Consider the following 25405-nt stretch of genomic DNA (forward strand, 5'->3'; position numbering starts at 1 on the left):
TATTGATTATTTATTAAAAATAATATTTTTATATTGATATTTTCATTAAATTACCATCCAAATGTGAATAAAATGACAATAAATTTATTTTTTAGAGCTTTTCCTGCTATAGCTCTTTTTTCAGCAACGGCCATGATGGCTCAAAATTTTCAAACGATGCCCATTGCATCCGGATTTACAGCTGATGTAATTGCTAATGGAATAGGATCGGCATCGGTTTCTACAACGTCTGATGTAGACGGGGTGTCTTTTGCTTTTGTGGCGAAAGATTTTAAACTGACTTCTACCAGTACTCCTCTCACGTATGGTCTTCCTGTAGACGGAATCATCAATTCAGTTGTAGCTTCTACTCCCGGACTTTCCTATCAATTGGGAGATTTAAGTGCTAATAACTCTTTAAAGCTAGCTTCAAGCGGGCAGAACGGAACTTTGGTGCTGACTACTCCAAAAGCTGCTGTTAAACTGTATATGCTTGCCACGAGTGGTAGTGGAACGTCAGTTGTAAGTGCTACAGTGACTTTCACAGATAATACAACTCAAACATTTTCCAATATCAGTCTTTCAGATTGGTACAACGGTTCTAATTTTGCCATTCAGGGAATTGGAAGGATTAATAGGGATAACGATAATCTGGACCCTAGCAGTAATAATCCAAGACTGTATCAGTCTGTTTTGAATATTGATGCCGCCAATCAGGCTAAGCCAGTACAAAGTATTACAGTGACTAAAAGTTCAGGAACCGGTATTCCTAATATATTTGCTTTCTCAGCAGATGCTTTTTCAGATTGTATGGCACCTGTTACAGATGCTGCAACAGGAATAACTTCAAATACTGCACAAATCTCATGGACAGTTCCGGCAAGCAATCAAACCACAAGTTATGATATTTATTATAGCACAAGTTCAACTGCACCTGCGAGTAATGCCAATCCTAATCATTCCAATGTTACAGGAACTTCTTATACCCTGAATAACTTATCTCCAAGTTCAACTTATTATTATTGGGTAAGAGCCAATTGCAGTACAGCAACAAGTAAAAGTGTATGGTCTCTTGCTAAATCATTCACAACACAATGTGGTGCACTAGTGCCTTTCTATACTAATAACTTTAATAGTTTTCCTGGATTATGCTGGGCTAATAATTTAGTAGGAGGAGATCCGGCTACTGGGCCATCAGGTACAGGTAGTTCTTATTGGGGATCACGTAGCTTTTTAAATACTTCAGCTAATGGACCTTCAGCATCTATGAATTTATATTCTTCTGATAGAACAGGGTGGCTGAAAACGGGAGCTTTTAACCTCTCAGCAGGAGGATATAAAGTGAAATTTAATTATGGAGTCACTACCTATTCAGGGACGGCTTCTTCTTCAATGGATAGTGATGATGTTGTTCATTTCCTGGTTTCCAATGATGGTGGAACTACATGGATGATTCTGCAAACCTGGGATGCAAGTAATTCTCCATCTAACACATCAAATGAATATACCTTCGATCTGGCTAACTTTACTAATGCAAATACTATATTTGCTTTTTATGGAAGTACAGGATCACAAGATGAAGACTTAGATTATAATTTCTATGTGAAGAATTTCACCATTGAAAATGCTCAACTAAGTACCTCGGAAGTAAGCCGTCAGGAGAAAAAAGTATCCGTTCATCCGAATCCGTTTAAGGATATCCTGTATATATCAGACACAAGAGATATTAAGTCTGTAACCGTAACAGATACTACAGGAAGAACAGTGAAAACGGTTGAAGGTTCTGGGAAAGAACTTGATCTAAGCAGATTAAATTCGGGACTGTATTTTGTAACGATTTACTTTAAAGACGGATCTCATTCTACTGTAAAAGCAATCAAGAAATAATTTTTTAGTGTAAATAAAGTTGAGCGGCGGTGCATTGTTGTACCGCTGCTTTTTTATAATGTGAGGAATCGTGATGCTGTAAGAAGGAAGTCATCAAAGTTTTAAAATCATGTAATCCAATTATATTGATTTATGATACTTTCAGCAATGATATGTCGAATCGTAACTTCCAGTCTCCCTCTTTCAGCTTCTTGCCTAATAATCAATATTTTTTCTTAATTTAAACCTCTAAAACTCACTGAAAATGCAAATTATATCAAACTCTCTGGAAGACTATCTTTCAAAGATTCCGGAGGAAAGACAGGAATCCTTTAAAAAACTTTTTGATGTGATTAATGACAATCTTCCAAAAGGTTTTGAAGAAGCAACCAATTATGGAATGCTAGGCTGGGTTGTTCCTTTGAAAACTTACCCTGCGGGGTATCATTGTACACCAGGAAGTCCTTTACCCTTTATCAATCTGGCTTCACAAAAGAATTTTATAGCATTGTACCACATGGGATTGTATTCCCGTCCCGAACTTTTGGATTGGTTTGTTGCTGAATATCCTAAACATTCCAAGAAAAAGCTGGATATGGGAAAATCCTGTGTACGCTTCAAAAAGCCGGAAGATATTCCTTTTGATTTAATAGCAGAGTTGAGTGGAAAAATGACGGTAGAAGATTGGATTGGCATTTATGAGTCTCAGTATAAAAAGTAAAGGGAGAAAGTTGGAATCCGGAGGTAATTGGATCATTACTGGCATCTTTAAGTCTTTTGATGGAAAATAATCTCAATTTTAAGACATTAAAATTGAAACCTCAGTTGTTTGTTAATTGGATAAGGTTCGATGCTCATTTTAAAATTTGTTATTTGGTAGTGTTATTCTGAATGTAACAAATTAGAAATGAATAATCTAACTATTTACGGGACTCTTCCTACGTCAGAATGACAAGAGGTATAAATAAAGGAGATATAATTGTCAAATTTTATTTCAAAAAGCCCCGAGATCTATAAGATTCAGGGCTTTTTTTGAATGAGGAAGACTGATGTCATTTGGTTTATTTGTTGAAGGCTGGGAGTTAGAGAAAGGAAGTTAGGAAAGTACTTGTCGTGCTACTGACTTTCTTTCAGCCTTTTAATGGAATCAATTCTCAATTTTGAAAAGGTTAATTAATAGGAGTTTGAGTTATTTTCCGACTGAATCAACCTCCATCTTCCAACTTCCTTTCTTTTAAAAATTAATATCCCAGATTCCAGCTCTGCGTTCCAGCTCGATCAAAGCTGTTGCATTATCTGCAAGGGCCTGATAATAATCTTTTCTTACTCCATTATAGGTTCTTTGAGCATTCAGTACTTCGAGAATAGAGCTTTCTCCTCTTTTGTAACTGTAGGTGATGCCATCCAATATACTTTTCGCTTCAGTAAGCATTCCGTTATGAAATTGTTTTACCTGTTTCTGGGTGGCTATGTATTGTTGATAAGCCTGCATGACTTCAGCCTGTATTCCCTGTTCTATCTGATGGTATTCAAGTTCTGCCTGTGAGTGAGCCATTTCTGCTATTTTCACGCCTGCATTTCTTCTGTTGGAAAACTTCAAAGGAATACTGAGCCCTAATTTTACTGCATTTACAGTTGGTGAGGGAGCTATTTCATTCGTAGCTTCAGTGTGACGTTCTGCCCCGGCATTGATGCCAAGATCTATTTTTCGGTTTGCTTTTTCAAGGTTGATCTGGCTTTTGGCTACTTGCGTATTCTGTTTGGCAGCCAGTAGGTCTGCTCTTGTATTTAATGCCTGAATGATCAGATCATCAATATTAAAATCTCTATTGAAAGCATTAAAGTCCCCGGCAACATCTCTATCTGTTATTTTGCCATCGCTGAGAAATACAGCTAATCCTGTGATTGCTTGTTGCTCTGCGCTTTCTGCCTGATATATCTCATTGAGAAGGGAAGCAGCCTCCAATTTACTCTGTTTTGAAGTGACCAGAGATATTGTTCCCAGGCGATAACGTATGCTGTCAGATTTAGCAAGCTGTAGAATATTTTTATAAGAATCCTGCTGTACTTCGAGGATTGCTTTAGATTTTAATGCTTCCAAATAACCTAAAGTAGCATCAGCACGAAGATTTCTGAAAAAATCCTGTAATTGAATTTTGCTTAATTCAGACTGATCCTTAGCCAGGTTTACTCTTGCTTTTCTTTTGCCTCCCAGTTCAAGGGTCCAGCCAATGGAAGCTCCATATACGTATCCCATATTTTCTTTAATCCCATTATTGGTTGTTTCTAGATCCAATTGCGGATCCGGAAACATACTTGCTGTCTGAATGGAAGCTTCTGCCATGCCTATATTGTACTTTTGAGCGGCATATCCCAGATTTTTCTTTCCGACAAGGCTTAGATATTCTTCAAAATTCAGAACTTCTTTTTCCTGTGCCTGTACCTTATTCGTCATACTGAGTAATAAGGTCACTCCTATGATAAAGTATACTCTAATTTTCATATGTAAGTGCTTCATCTGATTCTAAATTTTGTTTTTCGTTGCGACGTTCTGCCATAAAATAGATAGCAGGAAGAACGAATAGTGTTAAAATAGTAGAGAACATTAATCCATACACAATGACAGTAGCCAACGGTCGTTGTACATCCGAACCGATTCCGGTTGCTAGTGAGGCGGGGAATAATCCGATTACTGCTACTGTTGCGGTCATCAATACCGGTCTGAAACGATCCTTTGCTCCTTTAATGACAGCAAGTTTCAAATCGTATCCTTTTTTACGGAGGTCATTGATATGGGAAATCATAATCACACCATTCTGAATGGCGACTCCGAAAAGGGCAATGAATCCTACGGCAGACGATACGTTCAAAGACATTCCACGTATATTAAGAGCAAGCATTCCTCCAAATAATGCCAGCGGAACAATAGACATCAATACCAATGCCTGTTTGAAATCTCCAAACGCTCCATACAATAACAGGAACATAATAGCCAATGCCAAAGGAACAATAAACGCCAATCTGGAATAAGCCCTGTTTTGATTTTCAAACTGTCCGCCCCATTTAATCTGATACTTTTCATGGTCATATTTGATGTCTTTTTCAATCTTGTCCTGAGCCTTTTTCAGGAAAGAAGAAAGGTCTGTTCCTCTTAAATTCAGTTTAACGGTAAGATGCCTCTTGTTCATTTCACGGGTGATGGTACTTTCTCCGGTACTTAATTTTACTTCAGCAACCTGAGATAATGGAATTTTTGCCCCTGAAGCTGAGGTGAGCATCAGGTTTCCTATTTTATCAGGAGTATCACGGCTGTCTTCAGTGTAACGGCAGGAAATATCATACACTTTATTACCGATAAAGATTTGCGAGATGGCTTTTCCGCCTAAAGCGACTTCAATAAGATCAGCCACATCAGCCACGTTTAATCCATATTGAGCAATCTTGTCTCTGTCTGCAATAATCTGCAACTGAGGTAGAGGAGGTTCCTGGTCAATAGCAAGGTCAGCAGATCCCGGAATTTTGTTTAAGGTAGATAATACATTTTCAGCAATTCTTCTGGTTTCTTTGAAATCTTCTCCATATACTTTTACAACAAGTTCACTGTGTGCCCCGGAAATTTTATCCATTACTCCATCAATCATCGGTTGTGAGAATCCTACTGTAAACCCCGGCATTTCTTTGTAATCAGCAGCTAATTCTTTAATGAGGTCTGCTTTGGTTTTCCCGGATGGCCATTGATCGTAAGGTTTTATTCCTACAGAAACTTCAAAGTGAGAAGCGGTCCATGGATCGGTTCCGTCATCGTTGCGGCCAGCCTGAACCATCATATAGGTAATTTCAGAATGTTTTAATGTTTTGGCACGTAGGGTATCGCTCATTTCTTTTGCTTTGGCCAGGGAAATACCCGGAGGTAACTGTACCTGTAGCCAGATAGAACCTTCATCCAGCTCGGGAAGGAAGTCTTTTCCTACAGTATAAGAAAGTACTCCTGCTGATAATAAGACGATGGTTACCGGGATCATTACTTTTTTAGGGGTTAGCATTATTTTTTCGATTCTTTTCCCATAGGCTGCGCTTATTTTTTCCAGCCATTTGTTGTGATATATTTTTTGTGGTTTCCGATAGATCACATAAGCCAGACCTGGAATAAGGAGCAATGCTACTGCAAGAGCACCCAGTAAAGCATACCCTACTGTAAATGCCATCGGCGTAAACAGCTTTTTCTCTACTCTTTCGAATGCGAATAGTGGAAGATAGGCTGTGATAATAATGATGGTAGAAAAGAAGATCGGTTTTGCTACTTCAATTACTCTTTGGGTAATTGTTTTCTCTTCTAATGCTTCTTCAGGGTTCTCTTCCCTTTTTTTCAGAATGGTTTCAAGCATTACAATGGCTCCGTCTACAATAATCCCGAAGTCAATAGCTCCCAGCGAAAGAAGGTTAGCAGGAATATTGGTAAAATGCATTAAAATAAATGCAAATAATAAAGAAAGCGGGATGGTAATAGCCACCAATAAAGCACCTCGCCAGCTTCCCAGGAAGACTATCAGGACAATAATAACGAGTACAATTCCTTCAGTAAGGGTATGGGAAACCGTGTGAAGGGTAGTACTTACAAGGTCTGTTCTGTCAAGGAAAGGATGAATTTTTACACCGGGAGGAAGCGTTTCATTGTTTAATTCATCAATCGCCTCATGAACACCTTCTAATACTTGTGATGGGTTTTGACCTCTTAATAAGAGAACAATTCCTTCTACACTTTCAGGATAGTTTCGTTTTCTGTCTGTATATCCCAGAATTCCTTTTCGTTCCAGATTTCCGTATTTCAATGTTCCTACATCATTCAGAAATACCGGAACCCCGTTTTCAGTTTTTACTACAATTTTTCCAAGGTCATTTAAATCTTTTACAAGACCTATTCCCCGAATCACATACGCTAAGTTTCCACGGGGAAGCATACTTCCTCCGGCGCTCACATTATTTTTTGAAATGGTTTCGGTAACTTCTGATAATGAAAGACCATATTGTTCGAGTTTATGAGGGTCTAATTCCACCTGAAATTGGGTAGTAATTCCTCCAAAATTGGTCACATCTGCAATCCCGGAAACCTGTTTGATGCGTGGAATAATTACAAATTTTTGTAAATCTGTAAGTTCCCGCAAACTATGATTATTACTTTCAATAATATAACGGTATACTTCGCCGATAGGAGAGGTGAGAGGATCAAGACCAGGCTGTGCACCATAAGGAAGAGTAACATCTGTAAGCCTCTCCTGAATACGTTGTCTCGCCCAATAGTCGTCTATCCCATCATCAAAAACCATGGTAATCATGGAGAGTCCAAAGGTACTTTTGCTTCGCATAACATGCATTCCAGGAAGACCATTAAGAGCCCTTTCCAAAGGAATGGTAATTTGTTGTTCTACTTCTTCAGCAGCCAGCCCGGGAACCTGGGTAACCACCTGCGACGTTACATCAGCGATGTCAGGATAAGCTTCTACGGATAATTTGGTCCAGGAATAATAACCAAAGAACCCCAGTAAAAGGAAGAGTGCCAACATCAGCCACCTCTTCTGTATAGAGATTGTCAAAAGTTTTTTCATGTTCTTAATCGATATTATGTACAGTACAGATGTGTATTGTACTTTTTACATCAGTTCATTTTACATTATTTCGCATCCAGCATATAAATTCCACCCTCGGTCATGATGGTGTCTCCCACTTTTAATCCGGAAGTGATTCTGATCATTTTCTGATCCGCTTCTCCGGTGGTTACTGAACGTTTGGCAAATTGATTCTTGCCTGTTTTGATCCACACATATTGAGAACTGTCCTGCTGCATGAGTGCACTGATCGGAATCATAACTGTTTTTTGAGGAGTCGTAGCAAAATTGACAGTTGCATACATACCGGGTTTGAGTTTTCTGTCCGGATTATCACATTCGATAAGGACTTTTATACTTCGGGTATTTTCATCTACGACTTCATTGATGTGATACACTTTTCCTGTGATATTTCTGTCCGGATAAGCACTTACTTTTACCGAAACATGATCTCCGATATTGACAAAACGGATATCTTTTTCCTTTACATCTCCGGAAATCCAAACTTTGGATAATTCTGCAATGATGATGACAGGGTCTGCATCGCTTTTTAGAAATTGGCCGTTGACAATTTTATTGGAAATAATTTCTCCGTTAATTGGGGCTCTTACAATAAGGGGACTTCCGATACCTCCGCCTTTGCTGTTATAAACTTTCAATGCAGAAGAAGCATTGGAAAGGGATGTTTTTTTATTTTTGAAATCGGTTTCTGCCTCGTCAAGTTCTTTCTGAATCCCAACTCCATGTTTTACCAGATCCTGCTGACGTCTGTAATTTTTCTCTGCGAGCTGTACATCATTCAGGGCATCTGTATAATCTTTCTGAACTGAAAAATAATCAGAGGAAAGGATTTCAAAGAGAGGGCTGTTTGCTGAAACATTTTGTCCAAGCTGAATGAATGATTTTGTAATTCTTCCGGAAAAGGGGCTGGCAATTTCAGCATAATGGTTGGGAATAGCCTGAATGGTTCCTGCTGAAACGATTCCGTCGCTATGTTCCTGCTCAGAAACGACTTCTGTTTTTATTTTTTTGAATACTGGGTTGTTTTCAGGGACGATTACATTTTCTCCTTTTACCAGAAGATCCTGATCCTGAGAATCTTCACTTTTGGGATTTTTACAAGAGGTAATAAATGTCAAAAGTACTATTGTGAATACTGCTTTTCTCATATAAGATGTTTATAACCACTAATTTAATTCTAATTTTCTTTTTATATCAATACAGTGTGATATTTATTTAAAATACCTTAAATGCTTGTTTTTTGCCGTTGCAAAAGTATTTCTATCCTTTCTGATAGCCGGTTAGAGAACCTTTAGAATGCTATTAGAATACCATTAGAAAGGATGGTATTTCTGAGGAATTATAGCCATTGTCCGAATTTTTTAATGAACCATTGTTTCACAAATTGAGTAAGGATGCAATATCCTGTAAGAATTCCTATCAGATAAGGGAAATAGCTTAAAGGTAAAAGCTGCATTTTCAGATATCCTGCCAATGGGGTGAAAGGAATAAGGATTCCAATCAACATGATTAAGCTCGTTAGGGCAACAACCGGTGCAGCAGCCCAGCTTTGGATAAATGGAATCTTTTTGGTTCTGATAATATGAACAATCAAAGTTTGGGACAACAGTCCTTCTACAAACCATCCGGTCTGGAATAGACTCTGATGTTCTGGTGTATTGGCTTTAAAAATAAAAAACATTACAGCAAACGTCATATAATCGAAAATGGAACTCAAAGGACCAATATAAAGCATGAATTTTTTAATACTGTCAGCTTCCCATTTTTTGGGTTGTTCCAGAAAATCTTTATCCATCGTATCCCAGGGAATAGAGGATTGTGAAATATCATACAACAGATTTTGAGTCAGAATTTGCAGCGGCAGCATTGGCAGAAATGGCAGCAATGCACTGGCGCCAATCATGCTGAACATATTTCCAAAATTACTGCTGGCTGTCATTTTTATATATTTAATAATATTCCCGAATGTTCTTCTTCCATAAATAACTCCACTTCTGAGTACCATTAAGTCTTTTTCGAGCAAAATGATATCTGCACTTTCTTTGGCTATATCAGCTCCGGTATCGACAGAAATTCCAACGTCTGCTTCTTTTATAGCTGCTGCATCATTGATTCCGTCACCCATAAATCCTACAGTATGACCTTTGGATCTTAATATTTTTACAATGCGTTGCTTTTGTAATGGGCTTACCTTGGCAAAAACGGAATATAAATCCATGTCTTTGCTGAGTTCTTCATCACTCATATTCTCCAGTTCATCACCAAGCATGATGGTATTGATGGGAATTCCTACATCATGACATATTTTTTTCGCAACAATATCATTATCTCCGGTGATTACTTTTACTTCAACACCTAATTTATGCAGGGCTTTGATACTTGGCTCTGCAGAAGGTTTAGCGGGATCAAGAAATCCAATAAAACCGGTAAGGATGAGGTGATTTTCATCTGCAACAGAATAATTGAGTGGATGATCTCCTTCAAATTCTCTGATGGCAACCAGTAAGACACGAAGCCCTTCTGCATTGAGCTTTTCAGACATTCTGATGATTTTTTCCTTCATAAGGTCATCTAACGGAATGATATTGTCATTCTCTATATGAAGGCTGTGGTCATCACCCGGATCTAAAGCATATGTACACAAAGACAGCATTTCCTCTACCGCTCCTTTTGAGATCATAAGGTGTTTTCCTTTTGAAGTATTCAGAATGACAGACATTCTTCTTCTTTCGAAATCAAAAGGAATTTCGTCTACTTTCAGATAGAGTTCATCAGCCTTCATGAGATTGTGGACTTCTGCATGATCCAGAACAGCCTGATCCAGCAGGTTTTTTAAGCCGGTTTGATGAAAACTGTTGAGGTAAGCCCATTTCAAAACCTCATCATCATCAAGACCACGCACGTTGAGGTGAGTTTCCAGAACGATTTTATCAAGGGTAAGGGTTCCGGTTTTATCCGTACAGAGAATATCCATAGCGCCGATATTCTGGATGGCATTCAATCTTTTAACGATTACTTTTTTCTTACTCATATTTACAGCACCTTTGGCAAGGTTAGCAGTAACAATCATAGGCAGCATTTCAGGAGTAAGTCCTACTGCCACTGCAATGGCGAATAAGAGTGCCTGCATCCAGTCTCCTTTCACGAATCCATTGATAAGGAAAATGACAGGAGTCATGACCAGCATAAACCGAATCAGTAAAAAGCTTACTTTGTTGACTCCGATATCAAATGCGGTTTCAGGCCTTTTGGAAACCAGGCTTCTGCTGATGCTTCCGAAATAAGTGAAAATGCTGGTGTTAACAACCACAACCGTAGCTGATCCACTGACTACATTGGTTCCCATGAAACAGATGTTTTGAAGGGTAAGTGGATTCCTGTTTTTGGCATCACGGATAGGAAATGCATTTTTTTCAACAGGTAATGCTTCTCCTGTGAGAATAGATTCACTGATGAATAGATCTTTGCTTTTCAAAATTCTGCAATCGGCAGGAACCATATCTCCGGCAGAAAGAATCACGATATCTCCGGAAACTATTTCAGTGATTTCTATTTCTTCACTTTCTTTGAACTTCCTTTTGGTAAGACAGCTTGTTTTTACCATTTTTTTCAATGCTTCTGCTGCCTTATTACTCCGAAATTCCTGAATAAATCTTAAAACAGTACTAAACAATAGCATTACAGAAATAATAATACTTGTACTTAGATCTTTCTCTCCTTCAGGAACGAGAATTACATCGATAAATAAGGAAATTACAGCAATGCATGCTAATATATAATTAAAGGGATTAAAGAAAGAATGAGCAAATTGCTTCAGCCATGAGGGGGCTTTTTGAGTAGCAATTTCATTTTTACCGTAAATTTTCAAACGGTCTTTCACTGTGTTTTCGCTAAGGCCTTCTTCTGAAGTTTCCAGCATAGCGTAAACCATTTTTTCGTTCTCTGAAGCGGCTTCTTTTAACTTAACAAGAGCGGCTGAATTGAGATTTTTGTTGGAAGATTTTTTTAACATGGCTTCAATGGTTATAAATCATTTTCAGTACCTATAATTTCCCAGCTTACCTTGATAACTTTATCTTCAATAGTAAGTCTGCTGGCGGTTTTTTCCATAAAACTGTCTTGTGGTGTAGAAGAATGAACTTCTGCCGTGATAATGGCGTTTTCCGGAACACCGTTATCATCGCTGGTAAGAGATTTCAGTAGTACTTTATCATTTCCACTTAATGATTGCATGAGTTGTACCCGGATATGATTTTCTACCTCACTTTTACATTTGATGCTGAGTAGATATTCGGTGTAGTGATTTCTGCTGCTGATATTGTTCCCTAATTTTACTCCCAATGGTCGGAGAATAAGATGGGTGAGGATAATAAAACCACTGGTAATAGCAGCTTCCAAAGGAAGTCCTAATGCGGAGAGTGCTCCTACTGATGCAGAGCACCAGATGGTGGCAGCGGTATTAAGACCTCTTACGGTAAGTCCATCTTTCATGATAACTCCACCTCCTAAAAAGCCAATACCACTGACGATATAAGAAGCTATTCTGCCTGTGGCATCACCACCGATCCGGATAGAGAGAAGAACAAATGCTGCGGAGCCAAGGCATACCAGAGTATTGGTTCGGAGACCGGCGCTTTTTTGACGCCATTGTCTTTCAAAACCTATGCTGGCACCCAAAGCAAATGCCGTGAAAAGACGAAGAGTAAATTCGAATGTATTCATAACTTTTCCTTTTTTTATAAAGCTTGTAAAGCTGTACGGGAAAAGTGAGTACAACTAAAGCTTTTAAGATTGATAATAACTGTAAGGATCTGCGTCCATGTGCTTTATTTTTTACACTGCAAAAGTAGTAGAACTGGCTTTTTTCACCTGTTAGAAAAGCTTTAGAATGTTATTAGAATTATATTAGAGAAAATAATGATGACACTTTTTAAAATAAAAAATATAAGCAGAATCATGTTTTTAATGAGTTCTATTTAAGGTTGATACTGTTCGTAGATTTATCAATGGTTACAGATTAGAATTAAAGCTCTCATCTGTAACCATTTTTTAAGATAAAATTTCAATACATTTGGCAATAATTCAGCTTTATACAATAAAGTTTGTTTTATCTCCCGGTTTCAAACCAAAAGTTGTCTTTATAAATTATATATTTTAGAAATGAAAAATTCAAACTTAGCGATTCCTGCCACATTGTTAGCCATTATCTGTGTACAGGGTGGAGCATCTATTGCCAAGCAGCTTTTTCCGGCAATTGGAGCTATTGGAACCGTTACTTTGAGGATTGTACTTTCTGCTATTTTGCTTACTATCATCAATCGTCCTAAATTTTTACAGTTTACTCCACAAAAATGGAAGTATTGTGCAATGTATGGAGTGGGATTGGCTGCAATGAATCTTATTTTTTATATGGCGATTCAAAGAATTCCATTAGGATTGGCCGTAACCGTAGAGTTTGCAGGTCCTTTGTTTCTAGCATTGGCATTATCCCGTAAGTTATTGGATGTAGTTTGGGCATTATTAGCCTGTGTAGGAATATTGCTTATTGTTCCCTGGAAGAGCGATCATATAGATTTGTTAGGGCTGGGATTAGCTTTTCTCGCTGGAATATTCTGGGCTCTTTATATTGTAATGGGCGGGAAAGTTTCTAAAATAATGGATGGAAAAGATGCCGTAACCACAGGAATGTTATTTGCCAGTCTGGTAATTATACCTTTCACAATATGGGATGGAGCGGTCTTTAATATTACACCAACTATTTTTGTCAAAGGATTGGGAGTCGCTATTTTATCAAGTGCTTTACCGTTTTCTTTAGAAATGATGGCTTTAAAAAAGCTTCCTGCAAAGACATTCAGTATCCTGATGAGCCTGGAGCCTGCATTTGCAGCCCTTTCAGGATTAGTTTTCCTTGCTGAAGAGTTATCTTTTTTACAGTGGATTTCTATTAGCTGTGTAATTGCTGCCAGTATAGGAACTACAATGTTCAATAAAACGGCGACCTCTCATAATTAATTTCTAAGAAGATTAATTTTATTTCCCACAGATTACACGGATTTTCACAGATGATTGCATAAAATCTGGTAAAAATATTTTAGTCTCGCAGATTGAACGGATTACACAGATTTCTTGATTATTGTACACAGATATTTGCGAACACAAGAAAATCAATAATTTCTAAACTTCTGTGTCTTTTGCGGTTCAAAATATTGTCAGATAAAAAAAATTAAGCTGTTTCAATATCAAATATCACTGTGAAAACAGTCTCATTATTCTCAGATGTTACTTTGAGGGTTGCGTGATGAAGATGAATAATTTTCTCAGTCAGAAAAAGCCCAATTCCATGCCCCTTTTCCTGCTTGGAGGCTTCACTTCTGTAAAAAGGTTCAAAAATATGGAGTAAGTCTTCCTGTGAAATGGTAATTCCTGTATTGATAAAGCGGATCAGAAGGTTTTCGGTATTTACTTTTACATCAATCAGACAGGTATGGAACGGCGAATATTTGCAGGCATTATCGATGAGGTTATTAAAAGCAACCTGTAACAAATATTCATTTCCCTGCACAACAAGCTGATGTTCTTCTATAGCGTTATCAATATTCAATGAAACTTTATATTCTGTATTTTCCTTTATTATTTTCGAATAAGATTCTAATAAAATTTCATCCAATCGTACTTCTGAAAAACTGATTTCATTAGGATCATAGCTGGCTTTGGCAAGATCCATCAGGCTATTGGATAACTTTACCATATTACGGGCGTCATCCAAAGCGTATTGAATAGTCTGTTGATATTCTTCCTGGGTCTGTTCCTTTTCAGAAGAGAATTCCAGTTCTGTAATAATAGCAGATAGTGGGGTACGCAGTTCGTGTGAAATATTGGATACAAAATGTTTTTGAGCATCAAACGAATTTTCCAGGCGCTCAAGCATTCCGTTGAAATTTTCAGCCAGTTCATTAAGCTCATCTTTCTCACCCGTGGCTTTTAAGCGCAGTTGTAATTTCCCGGCAGTGATATTCTTTATTTGATGAACCATTTCACTTAGCGGGTTCAATGCTTTTTTTGAAAGAAATATTCCGGCTAAATAAATTAATATTAAAATACTAATGAAGGCAATAATACTGATGGTAAGAAGATGATTGATTGATTTATAACCATATTGATCGTACCCCGCAGCGGTTACCAAATATTCCTTTCCATTGTGAGAATAGATGGTTCCTATAGCCTGCAGATCATCAATGAAAAAACTGATGTCTTTCTTTTTTAGAATACTGGAAAGCATTTTCGGATCTTCCTTAACAAAATCTACCTTTGAATCATCATGATAGACCAGATTGAACTCAGGATCATAGATGGCTACCTGAACTTCATTAATTGTTTTTGTGTTATTCTTGTATACACGGTGCATTTCCTTTTCACTTAATGTACTTTGAAAAAAAAGATTGGCTTTTGCTACCGCTTCGTTTCTGAGTTGGGCATAAAATGAAACTTCCCTGGCTTCACTCGAAGAATAGTATACTGCAATACCGTAAAATATCATCAACATAGCCGTGACAAAGGTAAAGAGTAGGGTAAGCCGGGTTCTTATTTTCATGCCTTATAAGTATAAGTTATTGTTGGTGTTCTTCATATCCTTTTTTAAGAATAAAACCCATTCCTGCTTTGGTATGGATCAGCTTATTCTCAAAATCTTTATCAATTTTTTTTCGGATATAGTTGATGTACACATCAATAAAATTAGTGCCGGTATCAAAATGAGTTTCCCATACTTTTTCTGCAATTTCACTTCTGGAAAGTACTTTCTCTGAGTTTTCCATCATAAATTTGAGAAGGTTGAATTCTTTAGGGGTCAGTTTGATAGGAACATGATCTCTGCTTACCGTTTTCTGTTCCAGATTCATTTCAATCCCTTCATATTTAAGGACAAAAACTTTTTGCTGTCTCTGTTGTGAAAAACGCTTTAGAAGGACATTAATTCTCGCCACCAACTCACGCATTTCAAAAGGCTTGGTCATATAATCGTCGGCACCGGCATCAAATCCTTCCAATTTGTCGTCCGTAGTGCCCAAAGCTGTAAGCATTATGACCGGAAGATTAGGTTTCAGAGCTTTTATTTCATTACAAAACTCCAGACCACTTTTTTTAGGCAAAACAATATCAGTGACTACAAGGTCATAATTTTTCTGCAATGCCAGTTTTAGTCCTGTTGATCCATCATATGCTGTACTTACTTCAAATTCAGCTTCCTGAAGTCCTTTTGTGATAAGCTTGGAAAGTCTGTCATCGTCTTCTACTAATAAAATATGAGGCATAAGAATAGGTGAAGTGTTTGTGAGTGAAAAGGTGAAGTGATATTCTTCACAAATGTAATGAATTCTATTTTGTAATTTTGGCGGAATAGATATAATTGAATGTTAGAATTTAAGAAAAAAATGAGTAGAATTGCGGGCATTTTATGTTTATTAGTGCTGTTTTTGACTCAATGTACTACCCAGCAAAATACTATCCAGCTTCAAAACGGAGATTTACTTTTTGTTACAGCTAAAGAAACAGGACTTTCCGGAGCCATTAATAATGTTACCCAAAAGCAGAAAATAGCTTCTTTCGATCATATCGGTATTCTTGAAAAAGAAGGAAAGAATTTGTTTGTTTTGCATGCTGCTCCAAAAGGGGGTTCCCAAAAGCAAACTCTCAAGGATTTTGTCAAAGATCAAAAAAGGGATCAGCAAAATGTTGTAGTCTATCGTCTGAAACCCGAATATCAGAAATCAATTCCTGTTGCTATTGAAAAGGCTCATTCTATGTTGGGAAAGCCTTATAATTTCAACTATATTTTGGATGAAGATTCTTATTACTGTTCAGATTTTGTGGAAAGAGCTTTTCGGAATGATCACATTTTTAAATTAGAACCTATGACATTCATTGATCCTAAGACAGGAAAAACAAATGCATTCTGGGAAGGATTTTATACTAAGAAGAACCTTAAAGTTCCTGAAGGAGAGCCTGGTTGTAATCCGAACGGATTGGCCGGATCTGAAAAAATAGAAAGAGTAGGTGACCTTTAAGGCTGGATGCTGGAGGAGAGATGCCGGAAGCTATTATTGTTGATATTACTTATGAAGGCCGGAATTAGGTCGTATCAGGAATGATAGAAAAGAGTGTTATTGATGTTTGTCATTTCATGACTTCCAGTCTCTGACCTCATTGCATACCGAATCTGAGTAAAATATAGAGAAGCTTAATGGCTTCTTTTTTTTATGTTAATTTTTAAAAAATATTAGTCTACTAATTTGGTGTACTAATATTTTTTTATATTTTTGTGACAGATTTAAATGCAGAGCGCAATATGATCTGAGTACTAACCCAAAATGTTTAGCAATGATTACACCTAACCCAAGCCTGCAGGTTTTTCAAAATAAACTGAACCTGCCTAAAAAAGAATTATTATTGGAAATAGAATTGAATGGCAAAATGAAATTTGAGCATTTAATGAATACCATCTATAATCAAATGGGGATATGTCATAGAGTGTTATCAGCGAATGTGGAGTATGTGAACGGATATAGTTTTGGTTCGGTACAGTTGTATATTAATGTCAATTCAGAAGACTATCAAAAACTGGAAGTCTATCTGAATAAAAATAAACTTTTGAATACAACGGTAGAATATCTCTGCCGAAAGTATTTTTAAGGGAGATTCATATAGTTTTAATTACTCAAAGTGTCTGGTTCTTTTACCGGGCACTTTTTATTTTATTCTGAATAATTTTTTATTATCTCGCAGATCAAACAGATTACAAAGATATTTTAATATGAAAAAAGATGAAATAAAGAATAAATTTTCCAGGGTCAACTTTCAATGTTGTCAAAGATTACAATTGAAGGAGCGAAAATTCCCCTCCGGAGGAGGGGTGTCAAAAATTCTTTGAATTTTTGACGGAGTGGTTCTAAAAAGAACTTGTATTATTTTGTAAACGCAAATTTTTATTTCCAAACCTTATATTCTAAGGAAGCAAAGTAATAATCAATTAAAATTGATTTAACGAAGCTTATGTTAGAATGGTGAGATATAGTCATAAAAAAGCGCTCAGACTTTTCTGAACGCTCTATGTAATAAAAATAAGTTTAGATTCTTTCGATATCGGCACCAAGTGCTTTTAGTCTTCCATCGATGTTTTCATATCCTCTGTCGATTTGCTCGATGTTGTGGATAATAGATTTTCCTTCTGCAGAAAGAGCAGCGATAAGAAGGGCATTTCCGGCTCTGATATCCGGGGAAACCATTGTTGTTCCTCTTAACGGAGCTTCCTGGTTTAATCCGATTACGGTCGCTCTGTGTGGATCACATAATATGATCTGAGCTCCCATATCAATTAATTTATCTACGAAGAATAATCTGGATTCAAACATTTTCTGGTGAACCAGGATACTTCCTTTTGCCTGTGTAGCTACAACTAAGATGATGGATAATAAATCCGGGGTGAATCCAGGCCATGGAGCATCAGAAATGGTAAGAATAGATCCGTCAATAAATTTCTGAATTTTATAATGTTCCTGAGCAGGAATATAAATATCATCACCACTTTGCTCAAGCTCAATTCCCAGTTTTCTGAAGGTGTTAGGAATAACTCCTAATTGGTTCCAGTTTACATTTTTGATGGTGATTTCAGATTTCGTCATGGCAGCAAGACCAATCCATGATCCGATTTCCACCATATCAGGAAGCATGGTATGTTCCGTACCTCTTAAATAATCTACTCCTTCAATGGTAAGAAGGTTAGATCCGATTCCTGAAATATTAGCTCCCATTCTGTTCAGCATTTTACATAATTGCTGAAGATAAGGTTCGCAGGCAGCGTTATAAATTCTTGTTTTGCCTTTTGCTAAAGCGGCAGCCATTACAATATTAGCTGTTCCGGTCACAGAAGCTTCTTCTAATAAGATGAATTTTCCTGTAAGTTCTTTCGCTTTTAAAGAATAGAAATATTCTTCTTCGTCGTAATGGAATTCAGCACCAAGTTCAACCAATCCCTGGAAATGGGTATCCAATCTTCTTCTTCCGATTTTGTCACCTCCGGGAGTTGGCATATAAGCTTCTCCATAACGTGCCAACATAGGACCCATCAACATAATTGATCCACGAAGTTTGGCTCCGTCTTTTTTAAATTCATTGGATTTTATATAGTCGAAGTTTACCTTATCAGCCTGGAAAGTGTAGTCTCCATGACCATTTTTAGTAACCTTTACACCGAAGTCTCCAAGAATTTCAATCAATCTGTTTACATCGTGGATATCCGGAATATTTTTAATCCTTACTTCCTCATCAGTCAACAGCACTGCACATAAAATTTGTAGAGCCTCATTTTTGGCTCCTTGTGGAGTTATTTCACCCTGCAGTCTTTTCCCTCCTCTTATTTGAAATGTTCCACTCATTATTTTCTGTTTTTATGATTGTTATTATGCCTTCTTTTATTAGGTTGGTTGTTATTATTCTTATTGTTACTGTTCCTATTGTTGTTATTGTTATTATTTCGGTTGTTGTTATTGCTGGTGTAGTAAATCTTACTTTTTTCAAGAGAGTCAATTCCTGTAAGATCCAACCTGTTTTCAGACAATTCTTTCAGGTGTCTGAAGATAACATCATCCGTTACGTGTTCTTTATTGTAAACATTATAGGATTTCTTCATATTGTTGGCAATAACCTCGATAAGGGCTTCTTTTTCATCACCTGTTTCCAGTTCTATTGCTTTTTCTATCAATTGAAGAATACTTTTTCCATAAAACTTAAAGTCACCTTGAAGTTTTGGATATTCCATTCTTTTAGGTTTTTCTGCCAATTGTTCCGGGGTAGGGAACGGATAAGGAGATTCTACGTCCAGATCATGATTAGCAAGAATAAAAAGATGGTCCCAAAGTTTATGTTTATAATTTTCCTCGTCGCGAAGTTGTGGGTTTCTCTGACCCATAAAATCGATGATTGCCATAGCCATTTCGTTCCTTTCCTCTTTGGTAGGAAGTTCTTTGCAGCGCTCAACCAACTGTTGTATAATTCTGCCGTATTCCGGCATATGAAGCTGAGTTTTTTGGGTATTGTATTCCATAGTATGCAAATATATGGATTAAAAGAAAAATTGTTTCGAGAATCTTAAAAATTTATGATTTTTTAATGAAAATTTCAGATCCAATTCTCTTTGAATTATTATTTAAAACAAAAATATTTCTCCTTATTTTGAATTTGTTTTTAATAAAACTGTAAATTGGCTGTCATATTGATAATTAAATATTCCAATGAAAAAAACACATTTTATTCTTTCCCTACTGGCTTTAGCGCTTGTTGGCTCCTGCCAGAATAACGATGAATTAAGTACAAAATCCGTGAAGAAGGAAGAGGTACATGATAAAATAGTAAATGTAACCCATCATGACGGAAGACCATTCAGTACGGGAACTGGATCTGGATCAGCGCAGGCAAAGTTTGTGGCAGGTCCTGGTGGCAGCGTTCTCATGCAGGGATTCTATTGGGATGTTCCCGATGGAGGAAATTGGTGGAATACTGTTAAAGATAAATTAACGGCGTGGTCCAATGCCGGAGTTGGCGCTGTGTGGCTTCCTCCGGCTTCAAAAGCCCAAAACGGAGCCTATTCGATGGGATATGACCCTACAGATTATTATGATTTCGGAAACTTTAATCAGAACGGAAGTACAGAAACCCGGTTTGGATCAAGAACAGAACTGGAAGCATTGATTACAAAGGCCCATGCAGAAAATATGCAGGTCTATGCTGATATTGTTATCAATCACAACAGTGGCGGTCAGTCTGAAGCCAATCCATTTACCGGAACTAATACCTGGACTAATTTCTCAGGAGTTGCTTCCGGAAAATTTCAAAGAAACTACAATGACTTTTATAAAAATGCTTATGGAAATAATGATGAAGGTTCCTTTGGTGGATTCCCGGATTTGTGCCATGCCAATCCACATGTACAGGATTGGTTGTGGGGAAGAGATGATTCTGTCGCAAAATATTATAAAAATGTAATGAAGTTTGATGGCTGGAGATTCGATTATGTGAAAGGATTCGGACCTTGGGTTGTGAATACCTGGAATTCTAAAGTAGGAGGCTTCTCTGTTGGTGAATTATGGGACTCTAATGTGAATACCTTAGAATGGTGGGCCAATAATGCCAATAGTTCCGTATTTGATTTTGCTGCTTATTATAAAATGGATGAAGCTTTCGATAACGGAAATCTGAATGTACTTAATGATGATATGATGTGGAAAAGAAACCCGTACAAAGCGGTGACCTTCGTTGCCAATCATGATACGGATATCATTTATAATAAAATGCCTGCTTATGCTTACATTCTAACCCATGAAGGATATCCTACTATTTTTTACAGAGACTATGAAGAATGGCTGAATAAAGAAAGGCTGAACAACCTGATCTGGATTCACAACAATAAAGCTACAGGAACCACTTCTATTTTATATACAGATAATGATGAATATATCGCAAGACGTAACGGTTACAATGGGAATCCGGGACTTGTGGTTTATATTAACACCTCATCAAGCTGGCAGGAAAGATGGATCGATACGAATTGGAGTAATCAGCAGATTAAGGATTTTACCGGAAATTCAAGCTGGTATCCTACAACACAAGGAGATAAACGGGTGAAAATTCAGTGCCCTCCGAATAGCTATTCTGTGTGGTCGCTTAATTTATAAGTAATGAGTAATGAGTAATGAGTAATGAGTGTCGGATTCTGAACTCAAAATAATATAATCTCTCGCAGATTTTGCTGATTAAACAGATTCTTATGAATAATATAAACATCTGTGTAGATGTGAAATCTGTGGGAAATTATACCTGAATAAACTTTTTCTTCTGATGCTGATCCGGAAGAAAACATTTCTGATTAGCCAGTTTCATTCTGTTTCTAGAAATAACATCATAAGCCTTGTCACTCAGAAAGGCTGGCATTATTTTACCAATAGCTGAAAGTTTATAAATTCCGCCTAAAATATTGGCAATTTGGAGGACCGCTCTGGATTTTATGAAATAATACTGTTTGGGTTTCCAAAGGTATAAAGTGTTGAAAACTTTTGATTCTAAACCTCTTTCTGATAAGAACTGCTGTCCGAATTCGGACTGAAGTGAAGCAAACATAAATTGGTCTTTGGTATCTCTTTCCAGAATCCATTGCACCCAGAAATTGCAGACTCCACAATCTCCGTCAAAAAATACAATATGTTTGTTTTCCCAGTTTTCCACAACTTTTATTTATTAAACATGATCCTTCTTTCTGTGTCTTCTTTGGCTTGTTTGAAATACTTCACAAGATCTGCACGCTGTTCATCGGTTAGCTTGGCATCCTGATGTCCGATATAATAGGATTCAAGCGGCATTTCTTTTTTCTCCACCATTTCTATACACTCTTCAAGCTTACGAAGCTGTCTTTGAGGTTCATATACTGCAAAGGTAGAAAAATTAAGATGCTTTCTGCCTTCATTAATATGATTTTTTACATACCATGAGACGGGTGAAATATCAGCATACCACGGATATTTAGTCTCATTGGAATGACAGTCATAGCAGGATGTCCTGATGATCTTAGCTACTTTTTCAGGAGTATTTTTTATTTTCAAAAAGTCCATGCCGGGTGTAGGGCGTGGATTGGTTTTATCGATAGGAAAAAACTGAATGATAATAAAGGCTACAAGGAGAATGATGAGTACTTTTTTCATAGAAATTTATGTTTGTGGATTATAAAGATAGTTAATTTTTTAATGGTGAGACTGAAAGTTGGAAGATGGGATCGGGAGGTACTTGAAGACTAGGTTTAGATGTTCTTTTATGAGAAGGTTAGGTTGATGCCAGAGCTGAACAAGTGAAGTTTTTGTTACTGGAAAAAAAGCGAATCAACAAAATGAATTTGTAAAGTTGTTTTCTTACTACAAGAAAGTTTCAATTTTTCAGCCTCCCCCTTCCTGCTTTTTTCTCTTACGTTGAGTTATTCTAAATAGAGCAGAGGTAACCCAATGGATTTAAAAAATGACTAACTTAATACCACAATTGTGTCTATAGTTCAGATGCTGTCGGAGCTGTTTTGTTATAGTTTTTAACTATCATTGAAATAATTATTAATAGATTGTATTTATTGAATGAACGTTGTAAGTTTGTCATGTCCTTACAATAAAGAAGTTACTTAAGCTGTATTAATCAATATAAAAAATAAATAAACGACAATGGAAAAAGATTTGAATGACATCAGTAAATGCCCGTTTCACAACGGAACAATGAAGAAGAATGTAGCAGGTGAAGGTACCCAAAACAAAGATTGGTGGCCGGATCAGTTAAGAGTAGATCTTTTGCGCCAGCATTCATCACTGTCTAATCCTATGGATCAGGACTTTGATTATGCAGAAGCATTTAAAAGCCTTGACCTTGAAGCAGTGAAAAGAGATCTTCACGCGTTAATGACAGATTCACAAGATTGGTGGCCGGCAGATTTTGGTCATTACGGACCATTATTTATCCGTATGGCCTGGCACAGTGCCGGAACCTATCGTGTAGGCGATGGTAGAGGTGGAGCTGGAGCAGGACAACAGCGTTTTGCCCCATTGAACAGCTGGCCGGATAACGTAAGCCTTGATAAGGCAAGAAGACTATTATGGCCTATTAAACAGAAATACGGAAGAAATATATCATGGGCAGACCTTTTAATTCTTACAGGAAATATAGCCCTTGAATCTATGGGATTCAAAACTTTTGGATTTGCAGGAGGACGTCCAGATGTATGGGAACCGGATGCAGATGTATATTGGGGATCTGAGAAAACATGGTTAGGTGGAGATTTACGATATGCTCACGGTTCTGAAGGGGTCGTTGAAGGACATTCTGCGGTTCTTCCTACCGATGATAAAGCAGATGGAGACATTCACTCAAGAAACCTTGAAAATCCATTGGCAGCGGTGCAGATGGGACTAATTTATGTAAATCCTGAAGGACCGGATGGAAACCCTGATCCGATTGCAGCAGCTAAAGACATCAGAGATACTTTCGGACGTATGGCGATGGATGATGAGGAGACTGTAGCTTTAATTGCAGGTGGACATACTTTTGGGAAAACCCACGGTGCTGGTCCGGCAGATCATGTTGGCAAAGAACCGGAAGCCGCCGGAATTGAACAGCAGGGATTAGGATGGTCAAGTAGCTATAAGTCCGGAAGTGGAAGAGATGCTATTTCCAGTGGTTTAGAAGTAACATGGACAGAAACTCCGACTCAATGGAGCAATTATTTCTTTAAAAATTTATTTGAAAATGAATGGGAACTGACGAAAAGTCCTGCCGGAGCTCACCAATGGGTAGCAAAAGACGGTGCGGAAATCATTCCTGACGCATTTGATTCTAATAAAAAGCATAGACCCACTATGTTGACAACCGATCTTTCATTAAGATTAGATCCGGTGTACGAAAAAATTTCAAGACATTTTTATGAAAATCCAGATGCGTTTGCAGATGCTTTTGCAAGAGCTTGGTTTAAATTAACCCACAGAGATATGGGACCTCGTGCCCGTTATCTGGGACCGGATGTTCCTCAGGAAGAACTAATCTGGCAGGATCCTATTCCGGAAGTAGATCATGAATTGGTTAATGATGCCGATGTTGAAGCACTTAAAGCGAAAATTTTGAGCTCTGGATTGACTATTTCTGAACTGGTTTCAACAGCTTGGGCTTCTGCTTCCACTTTCAGAGGAAGTGATAAGAGAGGAGGAGCTAATGGTTCAAGAGTAAGATTAGAGCCTCAAAGAAACTGGGCAGTCAATAATCCAGCTCAATTACAGAAAGTTTTAGGAGTATTGGAAGGGATTCAAAATGAATTTAATGCTCAAAATGGAGGTAAGAAAATATCTTTAGCAGATTTAATTGTTTTAGCAGGAAGTGCAGCTGTAGAAGCTGCTGCAAAAAATGCTGGTCATGAGGTGAAAGTCCCTTTTGCACCAGGAAGAATGGATGCTTCTCAAGCACAAACTGATATAGAATCTATGGGATATCTGGAACCTGCCGCTGATGGATTCCGTAATTATCTGAAAACGAAATTCACTGTTTCTACAGAATCCTTATTAATTGATAAAGCACAGTTATTAACTCTTACTGCTCCGGAATTAACTGTTTTGGTAGGAGGAATGCGTGCTTTGGATACTAATTTTGATGGTTCAAAAAATGGGGTATTCACCAGCCGTCCAGGGGTTCTTACTAATGATTTCTTTGTTAACCTTTTGGATATGGGAACCCAATGGAAGGCCATGTCAGAAGATAAAGAAATATACATGGGAACAGACCGAAAAACAGGTCAGCCAAAATGGACAGCTACCCGTGCAGATCTTGTTTTCGGATCGAACTCTGAGCTAAGAGCAATTTCAGAAGTATATGGAAGTGCTGATGCACAAGGTAAATTTATCAATGATTTTGTATCTGCCTGGACGAAGGTGATGAATCTGGATAGATTTGACTTAGCTTAATTTTTTTAATATTAATAATAAACAGGCTGCCTTTCCAAGGCAGCCTGTTGCTTTTGTTATTATTTTAATGTATCCAGAACATAAATTTCATTCTGACCGGGATTCTTATTATTATCTTCAAATAATTCAGTAAATAATCCTTTTATAATAATCTTCTGATTTGATTTTGGGGCCTCGACATTCACAAAGAAATGAGAATCTTCCTGTATGCAATCCAAATCTGAGTGTTTCACTTCCTTATTGTCAATATAAAGAAAATATTCAAACTTTTTTAATAAGTTTTTTTTGGGGCCATTTTCTCAATATTCCCTAATTCCATTTCTTTTTCAATATTACTGTACATTTTTTCCAGGATATCTTCCTCTATTTCTCGGTGATGGCAGGTTCCTTTATTGATCTGTGAAACGATGTAAG

Annotated in this window: 18 protein-coding genes; 7 read left to right on the forward strand and 11 right to left on the reverse strand. The window is 37.3% G+C overall.

Annotation, left to right across the window (positions count from 1 at the left end; translation table 11 throughout):
• Window positions 1-72: 72 nt before the first annotated feature.
• The gene (locus tag NBX25_RS13465) at window positions 73-1866 is read left to right on the forward strand and encodes a T9SS type A sorting domain-containing protein (protein WP_250253998.1); all 1794 of its coding nucleotides are present in this window, start codon (window positions 73-75) and stop codon (window positions 1864-1866) included.
• Window positions 1867-2110: 244 nt separating this feature from the next.
• Window positions 2111-2566: a DUF1801 domain-containing protein gene (locus tag NBX25_RS13470; RefSeq protein WP_123857521.1), complete on the forward strand. Its 456-nt coding sequence runs from the start codon at window positions 2111-2113 to the stop codon at window positions 2564-2566.
• 513 nt (window positions 2567-3079) lie between these two features.
• Here the strand turns inward: NBX25_RS13470 and NBX25_RS13475 are convergent.
• From NBX25_RS13475 to NBX25_RS13495, 5 genes are all read right to left on the reverse strand, one after another.
• Window positions 3080-4363, reverse strand: coding sequence for a TolC family protein (locus tag NBX25_RS13475; RefSeq protein ID WP_250254000.1), 1284 nt, complete (start codon window positions 4361-4363; stop codon window positions 3080-3082).
• Complete coding sequence (locus tag NBX25_RS13480; protein WP_250254001.1) at window positions 4338-7448, reverse strand: efflux RND transporter permease subunit; 3111 nt, start codon at window positions 7446-7448, stop codon at window positions 4338-4340. The genes NBX25_RS13475 and NBX25_RS13480 overlap by 26 nt, the downstream gene beginning before the upstream one ends.
• A gap of 65 nt (window positions 7449-7513) precedes the next feature.
• On the reverse strand, window positions 7514-8617 hold the full coding sequence (locus NBX25_RS13485; protein WP_250254002.1) for an efflux RND transporter periplasmic adaptor subunit: 1104 nt from the start codon (window positions 8615-8617) through the stop codon (window positions 7514-7516).
• A gap of 191 nt (window positions 8618-8808) precedes the next feature.
• Complete coding sequence (gene mgtA, locus NBX25_RS13490; protein WP_250254003.1) at window positions 8809-11481, reverse strand: magnesium-translocating P-type ATPase; 2673 nt, start codon at window positions 11479-11481, stop codon at window positions 8809-8811.
• Between the two features lie 11 nt (window positions 11482-11492).
• Window positions 11493-12191, reverse strand: a complete 699-nt coding sequence (locus NBX25_RS13495) for an MgtC/SapB family protein (protein WP_250254004.1) — start codon at window positions 12189-12191, stop codon at window positions 11493-11495.
• Window positions 12192-12629: 438 nt separating this feature from the next.
• Here NBX25_RS13495 and NBX25_RS13500 point away from each other — a divergent pair, with 438 nt between their 5' ends.
• On the forward strand, window positions 12630-13481 hold the full coding sequence (locus tag NBX25_RS13500) for an EamA family transporter (protein ID WP_123910180.1): 852 nt from the start codon (window positions 12630-12632) through the stop codon (window positions 13479-13481).
• Window positions 13482-13692: 211 nt separating this feature from the next.
• On the opposite strand, the gene NBX25_RS13505 is transcribed toward NBX25_RS13500, so the two are convergent.
• Window positions 13693-15060, reverse strand: a complete 1368-nt coding sequence (locus NBX25_RS13505; RefSeq protein WP_123910181.1) for an ATP-binding protein — start codon at window positions 15058-15060, stop codon at window positions 13693-13695.
• Between the two features lie 16 nt (window positions 15061-15076).
• Complete coding sequence (locus tag NBX25_RS13510) at window positions 15077-15778, reverse strand: response regulator transcription factor (protein ID WP_123857513.1); 702 nt, start codon at window positions 15776-15778, stop codon at window positions 15077-15079.
• A gap of 120 nt (window positions 15779-15898) precedes the next feature.
• Between NBX25_RS13510 and NBX25_RS13515 the strand changes: the two genes are divergently transcribed.
• Together NBX25_RS13515 and NBX25_RS13520 are read left to right on the forward strand one after the other, a co-directional pair.
• Entirely contained in the window at window positions 15899-16531 is a 633-nt protein-coding gene (locus tag NBX25_RS13515) for a YiiX/YebB-like N1pC/P60 family cysteine hydrolase (RefSeq protein ID WP_250254005.1), read from the forward strand.
• A gap of 313 nt (window positions 16532-16844) precedes the next feature.
• Window positions 16845-17156, forward strand: a complete 312-nt coding sequence (locus tag NBX25_RS13520; RefSeq protein ID WP_123857511.1) for an NIL domain-containing protein — start codon at window positions 16845-16847, stop codon at window positions 17154-17156.
• 434 nt (window positions 17157-17590) lie between these two features.
• On the opposite strand, the gene murA is transcribed toward NBX25_RS13520, so the two are convergent.
• Both murA and NBX25_RS13530 read right to left on the reverse strand, forming a co-directional pair.
• Window positions 17591-18898 carry a UDP-N-acetylglucosamine 1-carboxyvinyltransferase gene (murA, locus tag NBX25_RS13525; protein WP_123857510.1) on the reverse strand — a complete coding sequence of 436 codons (1308 nt, stop codon included), beginning with the start codon at window positions 18896-18898 and terminating at the stop codon, window positions 17591-17593.
• Window positions 18898-19566, reverse strand: a complete 669-nt coding sequence (locus tag NBX25_RS13530; RefSeq protein WP_123910183.1) for a DUF4290 domain-containing protein — start codon at window positions 19564-19566, stop codon at window positions 18898-18900. The genes murA and NBX25_RS13530 overlap by 1 nt, the downstream gene beginning before the upstream one ends.
• Window positions 19567-19753: 187 nt before the next feature.
• On the opposite strand from NBX25_RS13530, the gene NBX25_RS13535 reads away from it, so the two are divergent.
• Window positions 19754-21193 carry an alpha-amylase gene (locus NBX25_RS13535; RefSeq protein WP_123910184.1) on the forward strand — a complete coding sequence of 480 codons (1440 nt, stop codon included), beginning with the start codon at window positions 19754-19756 and terminating at the stop codon, window positions 21191-21193.
• Between the two features lie 136 nt (window positions 21194-21329).
• Here NBX25_RS13535 and NBX25_RS13540 read toward each other — a convergent pair whose 3' ends face one another.
• Together NBX25_RS13540 and NBX25_RS13545 are read right to left on the reverse strand one after the other, a co-directional pair.
• Window positions 21330-21740: a thiol-disulfide oxidoreductase DCC family protein gene (locus NBX25_RS13540; protein ID WP_123910185.1), complete on the reverse strand. Its 411-nt coding sequence runs from the start codon at window positions 21738-21740 to the stop codon at window positions 21330-21332.
• Window positions 21741-21745: 5 nt separating this feature from the next.
• Window positions 21746-22213: a heme-binding domain-containing protein gene (locus tag NBX25_RS13545; protein ID WP_250254006.1), complete on the reverse strand. Its 468-nt coding sequence runs from the start codon at window positions 22211-22213 to the stop codon at window positions 21746-21748.
• A gap of 501 nt (window positions 22214-22714) precedes the next feature.
• Here NBX25_RS13545 and katG point away from each other — a divergent pair.
• Window positions 22715-24991, forward strand: coding sequence for a catalase/peroxidase HPI (gene katG, locus NBX25_RS13550; RefSeq protein WP_123910187.1), 2277 nt, complete (start codon window positions 22715-22717; stop codon window positions 24989-24991).
• Window positions 24992-25405: the final 414 nt, after the last annotated feature.

Source organism: Chryseobacterium sp. Marseille-Q3244, from assembly GCF_940807095.1.
In the GTDB taxonomy this organism is placed as follows: domain Bacteria; phylum Bacteroidota; class Bacteroidia; order Flavobacteriales; family Weeksellaceae; genus Chryseobacterium.

What these genes read in the sequence shown, in the direction of transcription:
- mgtA (WP_250254003.1), bottom strand. Translation starts at nt 11,481, where the DNA reads ATGTTAAAAAAATCTTCCAACAAAAATCTCAATTCAGCCGCTCTTGTT.
- murA (WP_123857510.1), bottom strand. Translation starts at nt 18,898, where the DNA reads ATGAGTGGAACATTTCAAATAAGAGGAGGGAAAAGACTGCAGGGTGAA.
- NBX25_RS13500 (WP_123910180.1), top strand. Translation starts at nt 12,630, where the DNA reads ATGAAAAATTCAAACTTAGCGATTCCTGCCACATTGTTAGCCATTATC.
- NBX25_RS13545 (WP_250254006.1), bottom strand. Translation starts at nt 22,213, where the DNA reads ATGAAAAAAGTACTCATCATTCTCCTTGTAGCCTTTATTATCATTCAG.
- NBX25_RS13530 (WP_123910183.1), bottom strand. Translation starts at nt 19,566, where the DNA reads ATGGAATACAATACCCAAAAAACTCAGCTTCATATGCCGGAATACGGC.
- NBX25_RS13515 (WP_250254005.1), top strand. Translation starts at nt 15,899, where the DNA reads ATGAGTAGAATTGCGGGCATTTTATGTTTATTAGTGCTGTTTTTGACT.
- NBX25_RS13465 (WP_250253998.1), top strand. Translation starts at nt 73, where the DNA reads ATGACAATAAATTTATTTTTTAGAGCTTTTCCTGCTATAGCTCTTTTT.
- NBX25_RS13520 (WP_123857511.1), top strand. Translation starts at nt 16,845, where the DNA reads ATGATTACACCTAACCCAAGCCTGCAGGTTTTTCAAAATAAACTGAAC.
- NBX25_RS13485 (WP_250254002.1), bottom strand. Translation starts at nt 8,617, where the DNA reads ATGAGAAAAGCAGTATTCACAATAGTACTTTTGACATTTATTACCTCT.
- NBX25_RS13495 (WP_250254004.1), bottom strand. Translation starts at nt 12,191, where the DNA reads ATGAATACATTCGAATTTACTCTTCGTCTTTTCACGGCATTTGCTTTG.
- NBX25_RS13480 (WP_250254001.1), bottom strand. Translation starts at nt 7,448, where the DNA reads ATGAAAAAACTTTTGACAATCTCTATACAGAAGAGGTGGCTGATGTTG.
- NBX25_RS13470 (WP_123857521.1), top strand. Translation starts at nt 2,111, where the DNA reads ATGCAAATTATATCAAACTCTCTGGAAGACTATCTTTCAAAGATTCCG.
- NBX25_RS13535 (WP_123910184.1), top strand. Translation starts at nt 19,754, where the DNA reads ATGAAAAAAACACATTTTATTCTTTCCCTACTGGCTTTAGCGCTTGTT.
- katG (WP_123910187.1), top strand. Translation starts at nt 22,715, where the DNA reads ATGGAAAAAGATTTGAATGACATCAGTAAATGCCCGTTTCACAACGGA.
- NBX25_RS13510 (WP_123857513.1), bottom strand. Translation starts at nt 15,778, where the DNA reads ATGCCTCATATTTTATTAGTAGAAGACGATGACAGACTTTCCAAGCTT.
- NBX25_RS13475 (WP_250254000.1), bottom strand. Translation starts at nt 4,363, where the DNA reads ATGAAGCACTTACATATGAAAATTAGAGTATACTTTATCATAGGAGTG.
- NBX25_RS13505 (WP_123910181.1), bottom strand. Translation starts at nt 15,060, where the DNA reads ATGAAAATAAGAACCCGGCTTACCCTACTCTTTACCTTTGTCACGGCT.